The sequence below is a fragment of the Streptacidiphilus sp. MAP12-16 genome (assembly GCF_041262165.1).
GTDB lineage: Bacteria > Actinomycetota > Actinomycetes > Streptomycetales > Streptomycetaceae > Streptacidiphilus.
Genome location: NZ_JBGCBY010000001.1, coordinates 17,662 through 35,791, shown reverse-complemented (window position 1 = coordinate 35,791; position 18,130 = coordinate 17,662). Strand labels below are relative to the sequence as shown.

The window sequence follows — 18,130 nt, the reverse complement described above, 5'->3', positions numbered from 1 at the left end:
ACGTGTCGCTGAAGCAGGCCGTCCTCTACCTGCCCGTCATGCACTCCGGCTACGAGGCATTCCTGGAACGGCACTCGGACTCGGCCGAGATCCTCATCCTCGGCAGCGGGTTCCGGGAACTGTTTCCAGCGATGTCGAAGGAGATCCGCGCGCTCGCCCCCGAGCGCGCGGCGGCGTATGCCCGAATCTCCGCGCCCGGCTCCCTGGTCCGGCTGATCGACCCCCAGGATGTGCCTTCGGCGATCACCGGGGACCTGGTCGTCATGCCGGACGAGGAGATCATGCACACCCTCGCCGGCCTCCCCGATTTTCCGCGCACCGCCACCGTGCAGTTCGACCGCACCTTCCTGCGGTGGGACCGGAAGTGGAGCCAGGCGCAGCTGCCGGCGGACTTCGACGGCCGGATCTCGCGCGCCGCCCTCGACCGGGAGTTCATGCGCGAAGCGCAGGAGCAGTCGACGCACAGCTCGGACTGGTGGCGTCAGGTCGGCGCGGTCGCCGCGCGTGACGGGCGGGTGCTCAGAGAGACCTTCAACCGGCACCTCCCCACCGAATACGCCCCCTACATCGACGGAGACCCGCGGAACGAGTTCCGGCGCGGAATCCGCGCGGACCTGTCCACAGCCATCCACGCCGAGGCGGCGCTGATCGCACAGTGCGCGCGTGACGCGCAGAGCCTCGACGGCGCGGATCTCTATGTGAGCACGTTTCCCTGCCCGGCCTGCGCACGGCTCGTCGCCGAGGCTGGGTTCTCGCGGTGCTTCTTCGCCGGCCCGTATTCCGTACTGGCGGGCCAGGACGTCCTGCGCGCGAGCGGAATCGAGCTGATCTGGGTCGACACGTGGGAGTCTATGCCCGACGATCCGGCGTCGAGCTGAATCGCATCCGGACCGGAACGAACTCCTCGGCTGGCGCCGCCTCGGCCCCCACCAGCACGTGCGCGTGCACATGCCTGATGGTTCCCCCGGTGAAGCGGCAGTCGCCGTTGCGCACCCCCAGTCCGTAGGACGTCAGGCCGTGGCGCTCCCGGACCTCGGAGAGGACTGCCCAGAAGTCCGCCTGGGACTCGGCCGGCAGGTCGATCATGTCCGTCGCATGGAACTTCGGCACCAGGAGCAGGTGCAGGCGGGTCCCCTGGTAGGGGAACTCGTTCGGCGTGACTATCCAGTGGGCCGTCTCCCAGAGCACCTGCTGCCGTTCGTGCCCCTTGATGTCGTCGGGACAGAACAGGCAGACGCCGAGCCGTTCCAGTCGCTCCATCTCGGCCGACTGCTCCGCTGTTCGAGCGTTCTCGAAGCAGTAGAGGCTCACTGGCCGGCCCTCTGGTAGCGCAGGAACGAGTAGGAGATCTGCGACTTCTCGTCGTAGCCGTCGTCCCGTTCCACCACGTCGAACCCGTCGGTCCACCCGTCGGGCATCCGGGAGTCCCCCTCGCACTGGAGGTCGACCCGGGTGAGATAGATCCGGTCCACGAAGGGCAGTGCCTGCCGGTAGACCGAGGCTCCGCCGATGACAAACACCTCGTCCCCTCCCAATGCCTCCTCGGCCGCCTCCGCGGCCCGCAAAGCGGACTCGAATGAGGGCTGCCGGATCACCTGCTCCGTGGCTTCGTCCCCGGTACCCGGGCTTCCGCTGATGACCACAGAGACCCGGTTGGGAAGCGGCCGCCCCAGCCTGGCGACGATGGAGTCGTGCGTCACCCGTCCAACGACCACGGCGTGATGGGACGTCAGCCGTCTGAAGTGGCGCAGGTCTTCCGGAAGGTGCCAGGGCAGGTCCCCGTCCCGTCCGATGACCTCGTTGGCGGAACAGGCCACCACCAGTGACGTGATCATGTGGACACCGGGATTCCGGGCATCGAGGGGTGGGGATCGTAGTCGGAGACCTCGAAATGCTCGGCGCGGAAGTCGTGGATGTCCTGGACGTTCCTGCCCTGCTCGGTGAGCCGGACCGTGGGGAACGGGCGCGGCGCCCGGGTGAGCATCAGCTCCACGCTGTCGACCTGGTCGTCATAGATGTGTGCGTCCGAGATCGTGTGGTAGTAGGCCGCGGCCTTCTTTCCGGTCAGCTGCTCGAACATGAGCAGGAGCGCGGAATACTGGACGATGTTGGAAGGGACACCCACCGGGACGTCTCCGGAACGCTGGAACATATGCAGGTGCAGCTGGTCGTCGAGCACCCGCACATGCACCCACCCGTGGCACGGGGAAATGGTCGTCCTCGGCGTCTTTCCCACCCCTCGGACCTGGTACTGCGGGATCCACGGGGAAATGAAGTGGGTGCGGTCGTTCGGAAGTTCTCTGATCTGCTCGACAATGTGCTGGAACTGGTCGAATCCCTTCCCTTCCGAGGTCGGAAAGTTCATGAAGGCCCCACCGTAGGAACCGGGCCCGAGATCCCCGGGCGGAAGTCCGCGCGACGACGTCTTCTCGGGAGTGGCCCAGGGATCCCACCAGGTGCACCCGAATTCCCGCAGCTGCTCGACGGTCGTGGCACCGTTGATGAATGCGCACAGTTCCCCGATCGGCTTTCGCCAGAATGAGGACATGCTCCGCTCGGTGATGATCGGGAATCCGTTCGCCAGGTCGAACTGCATGGTCTGCTGCATGAGTGTCAGCGCCCGCGGTCCTTGCCGGGTCGGGGCCGGGATACCACGGTCGAGAATCCTCCGAAGAATCTCGCTGTATTGCAGGTCCGGCCTGCGCTGCCCGTAAGGAAGGTAATCCACAGTAGTCTCCACGACGCCGTTGGCCGCAACTGGTGCATGAACTGGCCACGGCAATGTTAGCACTCTGCCGATAGCGCCCCGCCGCGGAACCGTGCGGTCCTATTCGACGAGATCGGCCGCACTGGCCCCCAGAGCCGCCGCGAGTTCCCGGAGAAAGAGAATGCTCATGTTATTGTCGCGGTCGCTGCTCTGCTCCCAGAGTCGAATCTGCTGAGCCGTTATTCCGCCCGGGATCCGGACCGCACGCGCGACTTCCTGATAGGTCATCCCACGGGCTTCCCGAAGCTCGCGGATTCGCGAACCGAGGCCGTTTCCGGTGTATTCGCGCAGAACTCGCCGGCGTTGTTCGAGAGTCGGCCGGAGCTCGACGATACCCTGAGTCAATTCTGTCCGCAGATCCCGCGCCTGCGAGTAGCGCACGATCGCCGTCCGCCCCGGCATTCCGGTGACCATGCGGCTGACATTCAGATCGGACTGCGCGACTACGACGATCGGGGTCATCGCCTCGGTCGCAAAGACGAGCTCCTGCCCCGCTCCGGTACTGGGCTGGTCGGCGAGGTAGATCACCAGATCGGAGCGCACCACCCGCTGCCGATCGAGGCGAAAGACCTCGGTGTCCGAGATATCCGGATGGTGGACCGGATCCGTGATCTTTCGTGGCTCGTACAGGGCGATTCCGCAGCTCTGGCACACCTCTGCGATGACATCCGAGATCTCGAAAATCCGCGCCCGCTCGCCAGCCCCGAGAGCGGTGAGGGCACTTGCCAGGTAGGCCTGAAGTTGCTCGATCTCGCGGGAACTGCCTGAGTGGCTAGGGGCTGGCGCGTCCATGGTGTGCGGTTCCCTCGACTCCCTCGACCTTCCCGCGCCGCGAGGGCGCGTGGAGCGTTGCTCAGCATACTGAACCGCGCGCGGCCCAGCCCTGCCGACGCGCGTAGACACTGAGCGTATAGATGCAGCATCTACTCCTGACCTTCACCGCACCCGACAACGCGCGATTCGAATAGCCGGGAGCTGGGTGAAATACCTGAGCCCACAGGAGTTCGAGCAGGCGAAAGCCAAGATCCTTTCGAGGTGACCGGTCCTGGAGGCCTTCGGTAGCAACGGGGTTGTCCGTTTCCCTGCCCGGGCAGCTACTCTGGCGCGTCGCAGTAGCGCACGGGGTACGGGGTAGGGGGAGGAAACGCGCCGATGGCCACCGCATGGGCCGAGTTGCTTGAGGACGTCGCGGTGACGGGGCGACGGCTGCGCCGGGACGAACTGGAGTCGATGCGCAAGTCCGGCGACGAAGCCGCCGCCGAGGGCCGGGCCCTGGCCGAGCTGATAGACGAGCACCTGGCCGCGACCGGCACCGTATGGCTCGGCCGCAGGGTCGACGCCGCGTCCATGACCGCGCTGCGGTCCGCGGTCGCGGCGCTGGCCGAGGGCCATGGCCGGGCCTATCGGCAGCGGCTGCGCCAGGAGGAGGCCGGCCGCCGGGAGTTCCTCGCCGACCTGCTGAGCAGCCGCAGTGACCTGGGGCGGCTGGCCGAGCACGCCGAGCGCTTCGGCCTCAACCTGGCCTGCGCGCACGTCGTGGCGGTCGCCGAGGGCGACGGCTACGACCTGGAGGACCCACTGGTTCGCGGGGTCGAGCGGCAGCTGATCGGGCGCTTCGGCGAGCAGGACGTGCTGCTCGCCGTCAAACACGGCCGGCTGGTGTGCATCGCGCCGACCGGCTCCAGCGAGCAGTCCGCGGTCCATGCCTTCGCCGCGCTGACGCAGGGGCGCCGGGTCGCTGTGGGCCGGGCGCACAGCGGCCCCGGCGGGGTGGTCCGCTCCTACGAGGAGGCGCGGACGGCCCTGGAGCAGGCGACCAGGCTGGGCCTGCCGGGGCCGTTGCTGCGGGCCGCCGATCTGCTGGTGCTGCCGGTGCTGCTCCGGGACCGGGACGCCCTGGAGGACCTGGTCCGCAGCGTGCTCGAGCCGCTGACGACGGCGCGCGGCGGGGCCAAGCCGCTGCTGGACACCCTGGCCGTGTACGCGGAGTCGCGGTACGTGGCGGCGGAGGCGGCCCGGCGGCTCGGGCTGAGCGTGCGAGCGCTGTCCTACCGGCTGGAGCGCGTAGCGCAGTTGACCGGCCTCGATCCGGACAACGCGCTCCAGCGCTACACCCTGGAGACGGCCGCGCTGGGCGCCAAGCTCCTGGCCTGGCCGGGCCCACCACCCGCCCCGGCCTAGGCGGCCCTGACTGCCCGGAGTTCGGCGCAGAGCACCGACCAGCGGGCGGACTGTTCGGGGGTCGCGCGGCCGCGCAGATGGGCGAGTTTGAGGAAACCGGCCTCGGCCGCGCTGCCGAGGGTCTGCGCCTCGGCCAGGTAGTGGTCGTCGACCAGGGCCTCCACCTCGGCGTCGTTGAGGACCGGGTCGATCCGTGCGGCGAGTGCGGCCATGGTCCGGTAGGAGCCCTGCAGCAGGAACCTGGGTTCGGTGCGGGTCGCCTCCTCCTGGGCCGCGGAGGCGATGTACGCGCGGTTGACGGCGAGGACCGTCCGTTGCACCTGGCGCAGCCGGGTCAGCACGGCCAGGATCCGGTCCAGATCGGGCAGGGGGCGAGCGAGCTGGTCGGCCTGGGCGGCGGGGTCGCCGGAGGCGAGCGCGATCAGCAGCCCCAGCTCGGCCGGATCGCCGCCGGCGAGCGGCGCCAGCACCGGGTTGGCGGCCAGTGCGTTCTCCAGGAAGCTCAGCGCGAAGAGTTCCTCCCGGCCGGTCAGCACCTCCCCGAGGTTCCAGACGTCGGCGCGGTTGGCCAGCATGTCCGGGATCTGGAAGCGCTGCCCGGAGGCCGTGTAAGGGTTGCCGGCCAGCGACACCGCGAACCGGCGTCCGCGCAGGTCGAAGCTGCGGGCCTGGCCGTCGCTGACGGCCTCGATCCGCCGGCCCGCGTCGCACAGCGGGATGAACTTCTGCAGCAGCTCGGCGGAGAGGTGCTGGATGTCGTCGATGTGCAGCAGGACGTTGCTGCCGGCCTCCAGGGCGAAGACGATCTTCTCGACCTCGCGGCGGGCCGCCGCGTCGGGTGCCCGGTCGGGGTCGAGGGAGCTCGTCCCCTGGCCCAGTGCCGGGCCATCGACGCGCACCATCAGCAGGCCGAGGCGGTCCGCGACGTACTCCATCAGCGTCGTCTTGCCGTAGCCGGGCGGAGAGAGCAGGAGCAGCAGCCCGCTGCGGTCGGCGGTGGACGCGTCGAGCGCGCCGAGTTGCTTGGCGAGGTTGTCCCCGATGAGGGGGAGGTAGACCTCGTCGATGAGCTGGTTTCGGACGAAGCCCGCGAGCGGGCGGGGGCGGTAGTCCTCCAACCGCAGCCGGGCCCGTTCCGCCGCCAGGACCTCCGCGCGCTGTCGCTGGAAGGCGCGGAAGGCGGGGACTCGGTGGGTACGGAACTGCAGGGCCCGGAGCGGAAGTTCGTCGATCCTGACGGTGAGTCGTCCGCCCTGGATCCGGGGGTGGGTACCGAGCAGTCCCGGGACGGTCTCGCTGAGCGGGGCGTCGAGGTCGTAGTGGGGCAGGGTGTCGGCGCAGAGCAGGGCCGCGGCCTCTGCGAGGACGCCGTCGGCGGGGATGTCATCGGCGCGGATGTCATCGGCGCGGATGTCATCGGAGCCGGCGAAGGTGCCGGCGAACGCGCCGAACCAGGCCATGGCGAGCTGCTGGCGGGCGGCGAGGTCGTCCGGCTCCAGCGCGTCCAGATCATCGGCGAGTCGGGCGGCTCCGGCCGCTGCGCGGAAGCTCGTCAGCAGCTCGCGGGCGGCCGCGCTGGTGGCGAAGCCCTCGGGTGCGGTGGCGAGTTCCTCGACCAGGTAGTCGCCGACCCCGCTGGGGCAGGGCCGGCCAAGTCCGACGGTGAGGGCGAACTGCCGTGCCGCATCCTCGAGTTCGTTGGAGATCCGCGCCGTCGCTGAGACCAGCTCGTCGGCTGCGGGCCCGAATGTGGTCCGGGCTGCCGCGAGCGAGCGGGCGCGGCGCTGCCAGGCGAGGCGTTGGGCGTCGGTGGCGCCGTGCGCCCAGAAGAGTTGCGCTGCCGCGCGCCGGTCAGCGGGGTGGCGGAGCAGCCCGGCCCTCGCGCGCAGCCGCAGCAGCGCGTCGAGGATGAGCGCCGCATCGTGATCGTGCACGCCCCGCTCATAGCCCTCGTCGTAGGCCGTCTCCGCCGCGCCGCGCACCAGATCAATCAAGGAACCGCCAGTTCCACCGGTTCCGTCACTTCCGTCAACCCCCTGCTCCAGCAGCCCGGTTGCCAGAAACTCACCGCGATACATCTCTGCCGACTCGCTGACCAGCGGCTGCGACCAGAAGGCCCGGCCGTCGAGCAGCCCGGGAACGCCGGCCGCACGGCGGTAGCCGGTCCCGGTGACGGTGAAGACGAGGCCGTCGCCGTCGCCGTCGGGCAGCAGCGTCAGCTCGACCGGGTCGCGCCGTACGGCGAAGCGGTGCCGGCCCAGGCGGACGGTCGCCCCACCGTCGGCGGAGAGGTCGGCCCGATCGCGCAGCGTACGCACCGCGGTCTGCGCGGCGGCGGTCAGGCCGTCCGCCAGCTCCTGCGCGCGGACCTGGTCGTCGAGTTCCCGCAGTTCGGCGGCGGCGGAACGGACCCGCCGGGCCATCGCGTCGGTGGCCAGGAGGGTGTGGACGTCCTCGGGGGTGCTCAGCCCGGAGAGCCTGCGGCGCAGAGCCTCCAGCGCCCGCCCGGCCGAGGCGGCGAGACGGTCGGCGTGGGCGGCTCCCTCGTCCAGCAGAGTCTGCCGGCGGACCGCGAACGCCTGCCGGATCACCTCGCGCCGGGCTACCAGCTGCTCGGCGAGGTCCTCGGCCTCGGCGAAGCGGGCGTCCAGGCCGTCGAGGCGCAGCAGCAGCCGGGCCAGCTGGTCGTCGCAGGCGCCGGGGTTGTCGGCGGCGGCCAGCGCCGCAGTCGTGGCCTGGGCGAGCAGCGCGGACTCGGCCGCGAAGGCGGCGCGGTGCTCGCTGTCGAACAGGGCGCGGCGGCGGCCGTCCAGGACGGCGCGGGCGCGGTTGACGGCGGCGAGAACCTCGCCGATCGCGAGCAGCACCGCAGTGCCCGCACCGGGGTCGGCGGTGGCCGCGTCGGTGACCAGGTCCGTGACGGTGGCCAAGGCATCGGCCTGCTCGGCGAGTTGGCCGGCGAGCCGGGTGGCCTCGGCTCCCGTCGCGACAGCCGCGGCCACCTCGGCGGCGGCCTGCGCGGCGGCGAGGGAGTGGCCGAAGGCGTCCGGACCGGCGAAGTAGGCGAGCGCGCGCTCCGTCGCGGAGCCGAGCTCGGCGGCGAGCATGTCCTCGACGGACTCCAGTGCCGCCAGGTCCAGTCGGGGCAGCTCGCGCAGCGAGCGGATCCGGCCCTGGGCCCGGCGCAGTTCGGCGAGCAGCGCCGTCCAGGCGTCCGCGCCGGTCGGCGGCTCCCCCTGGGAGCGGCGGACCAGCGAGGCCGCCTCCTCCCGTGCCTGCGCCAGCGCCTCGGCGGCGCGGGCGGCAAGGGCCCCGATCCGGGCCTCTTCCGCGCCGAGCTGCTCGGCGGCGTCGCGCAGCTCGACCAGGGGTTCCAGCAGTCCGGCGTCACCCAGCCAGTAGTGCCGGTCGACGGCCTTGGCGCAGGCGTCCACAACCACGGCCGGGTCGGTGTCGCCATCGCTGCCGCTGCTGCCACTACTGCTGCTTCGGACGATGTCGAGGCAGTCCGCGATACCGCGCACCAGGTCGGCGTTGCCGATCCGCTCCAGCGGCCCATCGCCCACTGGCTGCGCGGCGACGTGGTCGGTGGAGCTGAACGGGGTGCGCCACAGCTGGACGTCATGGCTGCGGCCCGGAACCTGCGCCGACTTGAGCAGGACCAGGGTGCCGTCCGGCAGCAGGGCGTAGCCGGCCCCGTACAGCGGGGCGGCCGCCTCGCGGCGCAGGGTGTTCCAGGGCAGCAGCAGCACCTGGGCCCGGCCGGGTCGGCTCAGTACGTACAGCAGGTCCTCGCCGTCGGGCGAGAGCACGACCGCGTCAAAGCGCAGCCCGGCGGTGGTGTCGGTGCGGAAGGCGCGGTGCGTGCCGTCGGCCAGCTCGTAGCCGCCGGGGAAGATCAGGCCCTGCTCCGCGGGCAGCAGCCGGGCCCCCTGGGCGAGGGTGTCCTGCCTGCGGACCGAGCCGGTGCGGGTGTTGACCACCAGATAGCGGTCGGCCGGCTCGTTGTAGGGGCGGACCCGCAGCAGCGTCAGGCTCTCGGTGGCCCGGCTGTACGCGACGGCGGCGTCGGCCAGGCTCTGCAGCGGATCGTCGACGGGCTCCTCGTACAGCGTGCGTCCGTCGGCGCCCCGCACACTGAGACTGCCCCCGGTCGTGGCCACCGAGAGGGCGCCCTCGACGACGATCCGGCCCTGGTCGTGGTGCTCCCGCCCGGTCTGCGTCCACTCCAACTCGAAGACGGGCGGCTGAGGCAGGTCGCGCTCGCCGTGGTTGTCCAGGTACTCGGCCTGATCGTCCGTCAACTGCCAGCGCAGCACCCGGACGTCACCGTCCTGCTCGCCGGTGCGGAACACCGCGAGCAGCAGCCCGGCCGGCGTGCGGCAGAGCTCCACCAGCCGGGCGTCGCGGTAGTAGCGCAGTAGTTCTGCGAGGTCGCGGCGGAAGCGCTCGCCGTCCAGCAGACCCTTGACCTCGGCCGACTGCTCCCCGTCCGGGGTCTGCAGCGACAGCATGCCTTCGGCCGGCGTCGGCGCGGACGTGCCCAGCAGGAGCACGCCCGGACGGACGGCCACGACGCCGCAGGCCTGCGCCTCCCCCGTGGTGCGCAGCCGCGCGGAGCTCGACAGCTCCAGCACGGGGGCGCCGAAGACCTGCTGCCGCTCTGCGTTCAGCGCCGCCGCCCGCCGACCCAACTCGGCGGCGCGGTCCGCGAGTCGGGCCCGCAGTATCTGGTAGGTGCCGTCTTCGACGCCCATGGCTTCTTCCTGCTCCTGGTAATTGCTCGACGTGACTGCTCGACGTGACTGCTCGGCGTGACTACTTGGCGGTGCCGTTGAGGACCTGCGGCAGCTGGGCGTCGCCACCGGGGGTGTTCAACAACCGCAGCAGCGCCGCCAGGTTCTGCAGGCCACCCACGCCGAACGCGCTCAGCACCTCGGTCGCGTCCGTCGGGAAGCTCTGCTTCCCGCTCAACCAGTCCGCGCCCAGGGCCTGTACGGTCTCCGACCCCTGCACCACCCCGTCGATTCCCTTACCGAACGACACCGCACCGACCAGCCGCTCCAGGAACACACTGTCCCCACCCACGATGTCGATGTCGGCGCTCTCAAGCCCGGCCGCGAGCACCGCCGCCTGCGCCTCCGCGACCTGGCGCTGGACCTCGAGAGCGGCCAGCCGGACCTCCTTGTCGGCCGCCAGCCGCAGCCGGAACTCCTCGTGGGTGCGGGACGCCTCGTCCAGCGCGGCCATCGACGCGGCCTTCTCCTTGAGCCCCGCCGCCTCGCCCAGCAGCCGCTCCCTGATCCCGGTGGCCTCCGCGAGCGCCTTGCTCTCGGCGACGGCAGCCTCGGCCAGACCCACCTTCTCGATGCCCTCGGCCTTCTGCTTCAGACCCTCGGCCTCGGCCCCCAGGCGGGCCCGGATCCCGGCCGCGTCAGACATGGCCTGACGCTCCGACACCTCGGCCTGGGCCAGGCCGGCCGCACCGGCCCGGGCCCGCTCGCCCTCGGCGAGCCGGATCGCCGCCGCCGCGTCCATGTCCGCCGTCCGCTGCCGCGCCTCGGCGAGCACCAGCTGCTCCTTGGCCCGGAAGTGCGCGGCCGTCTCGGCGGCCTCGGCCGACTTGATGTCCTTGACCAGCAGCTCCTGCGCCTCCGCCTCCGCGGCGATGACGACGGCCTGCCGGGTCCGCTCGGCCTCCTGGACCACCCGGACGCGCTTGATCTCCTCCTCCTGCTCGGCGACGGTTCGGTCCACGGCGATGCGCTCGCGCACCACCTCGGCCACGCCCCGCCGCTCCACCTCGACCTGCTTGTCCATGCCGGCCCGGGACAGCTCGACCTCCCGCTCCCGGTTGACGACCTCCAACAGCCGGTCCTTCTCGATCCGCTCGGTCTCGATGGCGATGACCCGCTCGCGGTTCTTCTCCGCGACGGCGATCTCCCGTTGCTGGTTCTCCCGCTGGACGCCCAGCAGTTCCTCGGTGCGCAGCAGCGCGCTGTGCGACTTCAGCCGCTCCTCCTCCTGGACCTGCGCGGTGGCCGCCTCCTCCTTGGCGCGCAGCGTCTCGATCCCCTTGCGCTGCCGGATCTCCGCCTCCGAGCGGCGGCGCTCCAGCTCCAGGACGGCCTCGCGGGCGTCCACGTCCTGACGGGTGATCTCCATCTGCTCGTTGCGCTGGTACTCGTTGGTGCGGACGTGCTCGATCGCGGTCAGCTCGGTGATCTTGCGGATGCCCTGGGCGTCCAGGATGTTCGCCGGGTCGAGCTGGACCATCGGGGTCTGCTCGAGGTGGTCGATCGCCGCGTCCTCGAGGTGGTAGCCGTTGAGGTCGGTGCCGATGGCGGCGACGATGCGGTCCCGGAACTCCTCGCGCTTGGTGTAGAGGTCGACGAAGTCGAGCTGCTTGCCGACGGTCCGCAGCGCCTCGGCGAACTTGGCGCTGAACAGCGTCTGCAGCGTCTCCTGGTGGCTGGCCCGGTCGGTGCCGATGGCCTGGGCGACCTTGATGACGTCCTCGGCGGTCTTGTTGACCCGGACGAAGAAGGTGATCCGGATGTCGGCGCGGATGTTGTCCTGGCAGATCAGGCCCTCGCGGCCGGTGCGGTCGATCTCGATGGTCTTCACCGAGATGTCCATGACCTCGGCCCGGTGCAGTACCGGGACGACCAGGGCGCCGGTGAAGGTGACGTCCACGTGCTTGGGCTTGGAGATGATCAGGGCCTCGCCCTGGACCACCTTGCGGAACAGCCGGCCGAAGAGCAGCAGCGTGCCCAGGCCGATGAGCAGGAGCACGGCGATGAGCACGCCGATACCGATCGTGACAGCAGACATGACTGGTCCCTTGACCGAGCTTGTGTCGGGTTGATGTGAATGAACGTCAGCGGAGACCGGGCAGGTCCGGCATGACCCGGAAGAACTCGCCCTCGGCGTCGTACGCGTAGATGAGCGCGGTGGCACCCTTGGTCAGCGTCCGGCCGACGCCTGCGGCTTCATCGCCGCTCTGGCGGACCTGGACCAGGGAGGCGGAGCCGTCCTTCGCCCGTACCTCCGCCTGCCCGAAGTCCGGGCCGACCCGGCCGGTGCGGATCACGCAGCCGCTGCCGACGAAGTCGAGTCGCGAGGGCGGCGGTCCGGGGGCCGGCATGATCCGCCGCAGCGGCCACACCAGCAGCCGCGCCCCCGACCAGCCGCCGAGCAGGGCCGCCGGCAGCACCACGCCCCCGTACCGGCCGTGCAGCAGGACCCCGATCGACAGCGAGCTGAACCAGGTGAAGGCGATCAGCAGCGACACGGCCACGGTGATCGGCACTCCGCCCAGGCCCAGAACGTTCCGCAGTCCCCCGTGGCGGCCCTGTCCCCCGTGACCGCGGCCCCCATGACCGTGGCCGCCGTGGCCGTGGCCGTGTCCCCCGTGGCCGCCGGTTCCCCCGCCCGCATGGTGTCCCCCGTGGCCGATCCCCCCGGCCAGCACCAGCAACCAGTACCCGACGACCACCACGAGCGCGAAGGTGAACAACACGGTCGGAAACCCCGTGACCGCCCCCAGAAAGCCCTTCACCGACGTCGCCCCGCCTCTGCAGATCCGGCGCGGCACCATCGGCCGCGCCCGGCGCCGTGCCCGATCCCCCTCACGCCGCCTGCGCCAGAGTGGCAGCCCGCCCCAGGCCCGCACACTGCATGATCCCGGCAGTCTTAGCGCTCTCTTGACGTCCATGATCGAACACCGGAGTCCGCCACTCCGTATTCGACTCCGTATTCGACACGCCGGCCACCCTGTGCGTCAGCAGTCGGTGATCCTCTTCCGCCAGGCGGCGAGACCGGCCGAGAGGTCGGTTCCCGCGGTGATGGCCTGCCCGGCGAGCCCGGACTACCCTCGGCTCCACCTCTGGGTAGCGTTGCCGAGAGCCGTCCACAGTTGCACGGGCGAGCCGTTGGCTGTCGCCCAACCGCCGACGTCGATAGCGAGACCGTTGGAGCGGTTGATGATGGATCCGTCCAGACGGAACCACCACTGCTGGCTGGACTTCCCGTTGCAGGACCAGAGGATGAGCTTGGTGCCCGCGGTGGTGCCGTCACCGGCCGCGGCAAGGCAGTTGCCGGAGACACGGAGTTCACCTGCGGCGGTCGCCGTGATTTCCTGGTTCTGATTCCCGAGGCAGTCCCAGATCTGTATCTGCACACCCGTCTGGCCGTTCGGCACATTGAGGCAGCGACCGGAGTTGCTGCCCTTCAATGTGGAGGGCACACCCGTCGTCGAGGATTCCTGGACGAGCTGCCACTCCTGCGAGTAGCCCGCCGCAGGGTTTGTGGACGTGTCGATCAACGCTTCCAGGGCGACGGCGCCGTTCTGGGTCGCGCCCGTCATGAACAGACTCGAGTTGCGGACCGATTGGATCTTGTCGTACCCGTCGGTCTGGGGGACGAGGGTCCATTGCTTGTCGGTGGCTCCGTCGTCGACCCACTGAGCGAGGGGCTGCCCGGCCGTCGCGTTGCCGGTCCAGACGCCGGCTGCGCGACCACCCGCCTTGTTGAGCAGGGTCACGTTGCTGCCCTTGGCCGTCAGATGCCAGCGCTGCGTGTCGTCTGCGGCATTCTGAGTTCGGAGGACGAGGTCGGGGACGTTTCCGGTGAGGTTCGCGTCCTGTGTCTTCCCTGCGTCGGGGCTGAGGACTTGACCGGTCAGGCGGTTGACGAGGGTGTCGTAGGCACCGTCGGAGTGACCGAGGTCGACCTCGGCGTAGGTCACGGGGCCGACACTCCCGCCGCTCCACGAGGCCTGGAGGATGAGGACGCGTCCCGTCCCCTGGACGTACTGGAGATCGCGGCTGTAACCGGCGGCGATCGGCGTCTGGTACTCCTTCCAGGTACCGGTGCTCAGACCGGACTCGTTCACCCAGACGTTGCCGCTGCCGGCCGCGTTGTAGACGATCCGTCCGTCCGGCATCGCGAGGAGCACCGGGCTGCCACCCGTTGACAGCGTGTGCCCCCCGGCGGGCACGGGCAGCGCGGTGATCGGGGCGTCACTGGCCGCGTAGAACTTCAGCGGGTCGTCCGCGATCTTGTATCGGACATTCGTTCCGCCGCCCCAGTACTCGTAGGTGAGTAGCCACTTGCCGTCCGTGGTCGGGGCGATGGTCTCCATGCCCGGGCGTCCGCCGCCGATCTCCGTCTTGCCGTTGCCCCGGTCCACAGTGAGACCCGGGACGTCGACGACCGGCTGGCTCCAGGACGTGCTGCTACCGTCCCAGGTCCGATGCACGAGGACCTGGCCGCCCGAATCCGACGCCGTGCCGTTGTTCGGGTCGAGGGTCGGCGCTCCTGTTGAGGCGTCAAAACCGAGGTAGTCGTTCTCGTCGGAGTAGTAGGCGATGAGCTGGCCGTTCCGGGCTATCAGATGCGGCTCCCAGACTGCATCGGACTGCGCGTAGGTGTTGGCGCTGGAGACGCGGCCGAGGTCTCCCGCGCTCCCGCCCTGCCATCCGCCGGCGGCGATGATGTTCACGATGTTCCAGGTCGCGCCCTGGTCGGTGCTGGAGTACAACGCGAGTGCCACGTCCTTGCGGTCGCCGTCGCCGGACGGTGTCCAGTTGGGGTTCGCGGCCTTCTGCTCCTGGTAGTAGTAGTCGTCCCCCGAGACGATGCTCGCGAGAAGCAACGTGCCGGCACTGAGGTTTCCGACGTTCTGCGGGAGCACGTAGAGAAACGGGTTCGTCCAGGTGCTCGTGTACTTCGCGTACTGGGGGTCGCTGGACAGGTAGGCGGGAGCTTTGACATCCGACAGCTTCTGCCACGTCGTGCCGTTGTCGTCACTGTTGTAGACGGGCATCGTCTGCCCCACCGGAGCGCTCTGACTGTTCTCGAACGCTGCCACGATCCGGCCGCTCGGAAGCTGGGCCGACTTCGGGTAGAGCACACAGGGGTTCTTGTTGCACGAGGCGGGATTGTTCGCGACATACAGGTTCGACGGGCTCGGCTGATACGCCGACGCACTCGCTGCAGAGGCGACGGCGAAAGCCAAGCCGATGCAGACGGCTGTCGCTGTCGCGAGAGCCTTTCGTGCCATTGATTGTATCAATGCAGTTCCTCTGAAGGTCATGGTGAGCGACCATGAGGCCTGGGAAGGGCCGCTCCGCAGCCGAATGGGAAACCCTTTCGCGACCCGCCCGCCGCGGCGCTCCATAAAATCCGCGAGGGGGAGCGAGGGTGGAGCCAGTATTCGGGTGCGGGGCCGCCATGTCACTGGCGCATTTCGAAAGTGTTTCGGGCGCTGGTCGTCACGGGGTACTGACGCGGCGGCGACCGGACGTCGACGTACGCAGCACGAGCTTTGTCGCCAACTCGATCCGCGGGGAGGCGGGCGGCCGGCCCTCGGCGACCTGCATGAGCACTCGGGTCGCCTCATGGCCTAGTTCCTCGAACGGCTGCCGCACCGCACTCAGCGGCGGGCAGGCCATGGCCGCGACCAAGGTGTCGTCGAAGGACATGACGGCCAGATCGTCCGGGACGCCCAGCCCCTTCTGGCGGGCGGCCTCCAGGACGCCGAGCGCCTGTGCGTCGCTGGCCGCGAAGACGGCCGTGGGCGGCTGGTCGGAGCGGAAGATCTGCAGGCTGGCGGCCAGCGCCTGATCGAAGTCGAAGTCGGTCGAGCGCACGATCGCGGGGTCATAGGCGATCCCGGCCTCTTCGAGGGCGGCCCGGTAGCCGTGCAGGCGGGCCGCCCCGGTCAGCGAGTGCGATCGGCCCGCGACCATACCGATCCGGGTGTGCCCGCACTCCAGGAGGTGCTCCACCGCGTCCTTGGCGCCGCTCCAGTTCGTCACCCCGATGCTCGGGATGTCCAGGGTCGGCGCACTGAGCGGATCGACCAGCACCACCGGAAGCCGCTGCTCGACGATGCGGCGCTGGTCCTCCTCGGTCAGCATCGAGATCACGATGATCAACCCTGCCGCACCCAGCGCCACGCACTCCTCGATCCACTGGGAGATCGAACGCCGGCTCGTCGTCCCGGTCACCACATGGATGCCGAGCTCCCCCGCCGCGTCCACGATCCCCCGGACGACCTCCAGCGTGTACGGGCCGGACAGGTCCCGGAACACCGCGATGATCTGACGGGGGATCGCCGGATCCCGCTCCCACTCCCTGACGTAACCATGCAGCGCCAGCAGCTCCTCGACCCGGGCACGGGTCACCGCACCGACGTCACGATGGCGGTGCACGACCTTGGACACGGTGCTGAGCGACACCCCCGCCTCGCCGGCGATGCTCGTCAGCAGACCGTACTGCGCATTCGGATGCGTTTTGCCCTGAGTTGTCACCCGATGCCTGCCTCACTCGCACTCGCCGACACCGATTCGCCGACACGCACCGACTCCCTCGTCAGATGCCGACGCAAGATAACCGGGCAAATACCCAGAAGCAAGGCCGTTGCCAGAACGACGAGGGAGAAGGCCGAGAGGCCCAGGTCGAAAGCGGCCGGCGTCCGCTCCGGTCGACCGGGACAGACCACCGCTGCTGACCCGGCTCGCGGGGCCCGCCGGGCTTCCTCGCCGTGGCTCCGAAAGAGTTTCGCGCCGACGCGCCTCCGCGGAGCCGACCGGCGGTACATGCCACAGCCTACGTGCGCACATGGCCGGTGCCCGCTGCCCCCAGTTCCGAAAGTCTTTCGGAACCGAGGATGTCCGGTTTATTGCCTCGCCGAATCGTGGCGCTTAACGTGACAGCTCGCCGCAGGGGAACAGCTTGCAGGTGCTGCGGACGGTCACCACAAGCACTGGTTCTCCATAGGCCCCTGGGCGCAAAAGGGCTTCCACCGCCCGTCGGGTGACAGCGAACCCTGGCGGGACACCTTGCCGAATCGAAAGGCATTCCATGATGAACAGCATCTCCAGAAAGCGGGCCTGCGCCACCCTGGTGGTCAGTGCCGCACTCGTGGTCACCGCCGCAGGCTGCGGATCCTCCGCCGGCTCGGCCAAGTCCGCGACGGGCAGCGTCCAGTTCTGGACGCTGCAGGATCCGACCAACTCGGTACAGCAGGCCGCGGTGGACTCCTACAACTCCGCCGGCCCCGGCAAGGTCGCCATGTCCGTGATCGCCACGGACGGCTTCAAGGACAAGCTGCGGACGGCCATGGGCTCGTCCCTGATGCCCGGGATCTTCTTCAACTGGGGCGGCGGCAGCCTCACCGACTACGTCCGCGCCGGGAAGCTGGTGACCCTCGACCCGGCGCTGAAGTCGCAGTTCCTCCCCTCGGCGCTGCAGGCCGGCACGGTCGACGGCAAGCTGGTCGGGATACCGGCCCGTGGTACCCAGCCGGTGTTCCTCTTCTACAACAAGAAGGTGTTCACCGACGCCGGGGTGCAGCCGCCGACGACCTGGGCCGACCTGACCAACCTGGTCCAGGTGTTCAAGGGCAAGGGCATCACCCCCTTCGCGGTCGCCGGCAACGCCACCTCCTCGTGGACCGAGCTGATGTGGATCGAGTACCTGGTCGACCGGCTCGCCGGTCCTGGCCTGTTCCAGAAGATCGCGGCCGGGGACTGGTCGCAGTGGAAGGACCCCGCGATCCTCAAGACCGCGCAGATGGTCAAGGGACTGGTGGACAGCGGTGCCTTCGGCAGCAACTTCGCCTCCGTCAGCTACGGCGCGGGCGGCACATCGACCCTGCTGGACAAGGGCAAGGCGGCGATGGTCCTCATGGGGTCATGGGAGTACGCCACCCAGCAGAGCGCCGACCCTGCCTTCGCCAAGGACGGCCTGGGTTACCTGCCGTTCCCGTCCGTCGAGGGCGGCAAGGGCGATCCCGCCGATGTCGTCGGCAACCCCACCAACTACCTTTCGGTGACCACCGCCGCTCCCGCCACGACCGCGGCGGACTTCCTGAAGACCACGTACAGCGACAGCTATGTCGCCGGACTGGTCGCCAAGGGGGAGGTCCCCGTCACGGTGAACGCCAAGCAGGCGCTGGCCAAGGCACCTGACCCGACCTACGCCGGGTTCCAGTACGACCTGGTCCAGAAGGCGCCGGCCTTCACCCAGTCCTGGGACCAGGCGCTCGGTCTGACCCTCGGCACGCCACTGCTCACCGAGATCCAGAGGCTGTTCAACGGCCAGGACTCTCCGGAGCAGTTCGTCAGCGGCGTGCTGGCCATCAAGCCCTAGCTGACTGATCAAACAGCAAGA

The 18,130-nt window shown here is 69.8% G+C and carries 12 protein-coding genes; 3 read left to right on the top strand and 9 right to left on the bottom strand.

The window, feature by feature from the left end:
- Positions 1 to 2: 2 nt before the first annotated feature.
- The gene (locus tag ABIA33_RS00150; protein WP_370075510.1) at positions 3 to 878 is read left to right on the top strand and encodes a cytidine/deoxycytidylate deaminase family protein; all 876 of its coding nucleotides are present in this window, start codon (positions 3 to 5) and stop codon (positions 876 to 878) included.
- Here ABIA33_RS00150 and ABIA33_RS00145 read toward each other — a convergent pair.
- Genes ABIA33_RS00145 through ABIA33_RS00130 form a run of 4 tightly spaced genes read right to left on the bottom strand, consistent with a single transcriptional unit; the run spans position 850 to position 3,559 of the window.
- Entirely contained in the window at positions 850 to 1,311 is a 462-nt protein-coding gene (locus tag ABIA33_RS00145) for an HIT family protein (RefSeq protein ID WP_370075508.1), read from the bottom strand. The two genes, ABIA33_RS00150 and ABIA33_RS00145, sit on opposite strands and share 29 nt — an antisense overlap.
- Positions 1,308 to 1,835, bottom strand: coding sequence for a dihydrofolate reductase (locus tag ABIA33_RS00140; RefSeq protein WP_370075506.1), 528 nt, complete (start codon positions 1,833 to 1,835; stop codon positions 1,308 to 1,310). Before ABIA33_RS00140 ends, ABIA33_RS00145 begins: the two co-directional genes overlap by 4 nt.
- Positions 1,832 to 2,791, bottom strand: a complete 960-nt coding sequence (gene thyA / locus ABIA33_RS00135; RefSeq protein ID WP_370075504.1) for a thymidylate synthase — start codon at positions 2,789 to 2,791, stop codon at positions 1,832 to 1,834. Before thyA ends, ABIA33_RS00140 begins: the two co-directional genes overlap by 4 nt.
- Positions 2,792 to 2,827: 36 nt before the next feature.
- The gene (locus ABIA33_RS00130) at positions 2,828 to 3,559 is read right to left on the bottom strand and encodes a helix-turn-helix transcriptional regulator (protein WP_370075501.1); all 732 of its coding nucleotides are present in this window, start codon (positions 3,557 to 3,559) and stop codon (positions 2,828 to 2,830) included.
- A gap of 360 nt (positions 3,560 to 3,919) precedes the next feature.
- On the opposite strand from ABIA33_RS00130, the gene ABIA33_RS00125 reads away from it, so the two are divergent.
- Positions 3,920 to 4,948, top strand: coding sequence for a PucR family transcriptional regulator (locus ABIA33_RS00125; RefSeq protein WP_370075499.1), 1,029 nt, complete (start codon positions 3,920 to 3,922; stop codon positions 4,946 to 4,948).
- On the opposite strand, the gene ABIA33_RS00120 is transcribed toward ABIA33_RS00125, so the two are convergent.
- The 5 genes from ABIA33_RS00120 to ABIA33_RS00100 all read right to left on the bottom strand — a co-directional run bounded on the left by ABIA33_RS00120 (position 4,945) and on the right by ABIA33_RS00100 (position 16,266).
- Entirely contained in the window at positions 4,945 to 9,705 is a 4,761-nt protein-coding gene (locus ABIA33_RS00120; protein ID WP_370075497.1) for a DNA repair ATPase, read from the bottom strand. The genes ABIA33_RS00125 and ABIA33_RS00120 overlap by 4 nt on opposite strands.
- Positions 9,706 to 9,766: 61 nt before the next feature.
- Positions 9,767 to 11,782 carry an SPFH domain-containing protein gene (locus ABIA33_RS00115; protein WP_370075495.1) on the bottom strand — a complete coding sequence of 672 codons (2,016 nt, stop codon included), beginning with the start codon at positions 11,780 to 11,782 and terminating at the stop codon, positions 9,767 to 9,769.
- Positions 11,783 to 11,828: 46 nt separating this feature from the next.
- Positions 11,829 to 12,470, bottom strand: coding sequence for a hypothetical protein (locus ABIA33_RS00110; protein WP_370075492.1), 642 nt, complete (start codon positions 12,468 to 12,470; stop codon positions 11,829 to 11,831).
- Positions 12,471 to 12,818: 348 nt separating this feature from the next.
- A complete protein-coding gene (locus ABIA33_RS00105) occupies positions 12,819 to 15,014 on the bottom strand; it encodes an RICIN domain-containing protein (RefSeq protein WP_370075490.1) in 2,196 nt (731 codons plus the stop codon).
- Between the two features lie 211 nt (positions 15,015 to 15,225).
- Complete coding sequence (locus tag ABIA33_RS00100) at positions 15,226 to 16,266, bottom strand: LacI family DNA-binding transcriptional regulator (RefSeq protein WP_370075488.1); 1,041 nt, start codon at positions 16,264 to 16,266, stop codon at positions 15,226 to 15,228.
- Positions 16,267 to 16,819: 553 nt separating this feature from the next.
- On the opposite strand from ABIA33_RS00100, the gene ABIA33_RS00095 reads away from it, so the two are divergent.
- The gene (locus tag ABIA33_RS00095) at positions 16,820 to 18,109 is read left to right on the top strand and encodes an ABC transporter substrate-binding protein (protein ID WP_370075486.1); all 1,290 of its coding nucleotides are present in this window, start codon (positions 16,820 to 16,822) and stop codon (positions 18,107 to 18,109) included.
- Positions 18,110 to 18,130: the final 21 nt, after the last annotated feature.

Coding starts and splice junctions, on each gene's coding strand:
- ABIA33_RS00140 (WP_370075506.1), bottom strand. CDS start 1,835: ATGATCACGTCACTGGTGGTGGCCTGTTCCGCCAACGAGGTCATCGGA.
- ABIA33_RS00130 (WP_370075501.1), bottom strand. CDS start 3,559: ATGGACGCGCCAGCCCCTAGCCACTCAGGCAGTTCCCGCGAGATCGAG.
- ABIA33_RS00125 (WP_370075499.1), top strand. CDS start 3,920: ATGGCCACCGCATGGGCCGAGTTGCTTGAGGACGTCGCGGTGACGGGG.
- ABIA33_RS00120 (WP_370075497.1), bottom strand. CDS start 9,705: ATGGGCGTCGAAGACGGCACCTACCAGATACTGCGGGCCCGACTCGCG.
- ABIA33_RS00115 (WP_370075495.1), bottom strand. CDS start 11,782: ATGTCTGCTGTCACGATCGGTATCGGCGTGCTCATCGCCGTGCTCCTG.
- ABIA33_RS00105 (WP_370075490.1), bottom strand. CDS start 15,014: ATGGCACGAAAGGCTCTCGCGACAGCGACAGCCGTCTGCATCGGCTTG.
- ABIA33_RS00095 (WP_370075486.1), top strand. CDS start 16,820: ATGATGAACAGCATCTCCAGAAAGCGGGCCTGCGCCACCCTGGTGGTC.